The organism is Lamprobacter sp., from assembly GCF_034860625.1.
Lineage (GTDB): Bacteria > Pseudomonadota > Gammaproteobacteria > Chromatiales > Chromatiaceae > Lamprobacter.
The window spans coordinates 1-1431 of record NZ_JAYESN010000506.1 but is presented as its reverse complement, the minus strand read 5'-3'; the positions used below and the strand labels follow the sequence as shown (position 1 = coordinate 1431).

Here is a 1431-nt window from a genome sequence, read left to right as displayed (position 1 = left end):
AGCCGCTAGAGACAGCCGTCTTCAGATGACAGCATCAAGATGCGCTCGATAGCGAGTCCGCGATCGGCCTCGCTCATTCATGCGAGCCTTACCCATTCTCTCAGCGAGATCGGTCGTGAGCGCGCACCATTAGTGCCAACGGGTCAGCTTTGCGATCAGCGTCCTAGACTACACCGACCAGCCCCTCGTAGGCTCCTCTGCGTGTTACTCAACGGGACCACAGGCTAACGGAGGCCCGAATTTGTGTGTAAGGGGATGCCTATAACCCGCTGTTGATCATCGGTGGAGCGACGAAAAGACCTGCGCGAACAGTGTTCTGTTCCGGATCGATCGGATCCGTCAGAGGTGACTGCGGATCTGATTGTGAATCTTCTCCGACATATTCTCCGCCTTGACCGTCACCTCATACCCGTTTACCCCGAGCCGGGAAAGTTCATAAAATGGACTGCCGAACAAGCCCTTGTGGATAGTGTTGATTCTTTCCCATATTTTGTGCCCCAACTCGACCTTGATCACGCGGGTATTGATGGCGGCGGAGGTCGCAAACCCGCTTCCGTGAGTAGTGGTTTTGTTATACGGTTTTGGATAATCGGCATGGGATGGCGGAACATTCGTCGGCTGCTTAGTGGTAGTTATGGAGGCACCTCCCCAGACCGCACCGCCTGAATAGCTTTCCGCGATATCGTTTTCCAGGATCAAGGTCATATACATGTTCAACTCGATGTACTGGGCTGCCTTCGCCGGAATGTTCGCCGTGTACGGCATTCGCTTAATCAGCGGCGCCCGCATCAACTTCGCTGCCAAGGCGTTGCGTTGGTCGGGGGACAGGGAGTCGTTCATGGCGAGACTTTGTGCGATCTCGTGGGCCGAAGCCGTCACCAGCGCCAGATAGCGCTCCATGTTTCCCTTGGCGACCAGGGGATCATGAATGGTGTTGGTGGTCAACGGCATGGGTTGAATGAGCTTGCTCACCTTCGCCTTTGTGGCCGTGCTGAGTTTACCGGCAGCCTCGTCCCAAGCCTTGTCCGCGATGTAGCTCGCCGCCGGGCTGTTGGCGACCACTGATAGTGCATTGAACGTGCGTTCCATATTTTTGTTGCAGATGATGTCTACCGTTTTGCTCAGAGCGAACTGTTTGGCTGAGGCGACTCCGGACTTGGCGAACAGCGCGGACATCCCGGCGCCGATCGGCAGAGTAAGCGCCATGATGGCGATCTCGGCCATCATCTTGTCGTAAGCAGCCTGATCGGCCAAGGTTTTCTTGAACTCGGCATGCGCTTCCACGTAGGCGTTGGAGTAGGGTACTACCCAGTTCGCGTGATAAAGGCGGTCGGCCTGGGGCAGTTCATCCAGGTAATTTTGCAGAGTTATAGCCATGGGGCACCTTCCATTTTCAGTCGCTATTGGAACCAGCGGGACTCTTCAAGTTTA

Annotated in this window: 1 protein-coding gene; it reads right to left on the bottom strand. The window is 55.6% G+C overall.

Going from position 1 to position 1431, the window contains the following annotated elements; genetic code table 11:
• Positions 1 to 339 precede the first annotated feature (339 nt).
• A complete protein-coding gene (locus VBE63_RS29285) occupies positions 340 to 1377 on the bottom strand; it encodes a hypothetical protein (protein WP_323686493.1) in 1038 nt (345 codons plus the stop codon).
• Positions 1378 to 1431 lie beyond the last annotated feature (54 nt).

Bases quoted from the DNA above. Each gene is read 5' to 3' on its own strand.
- VBE63_RS29285 (WP_323686493.1), bottom strand. From the start codon at position 1,377: ATGGCTATAACTCTGCAAAATTACCTGGATGAACTGCCCCAGGCCGAC.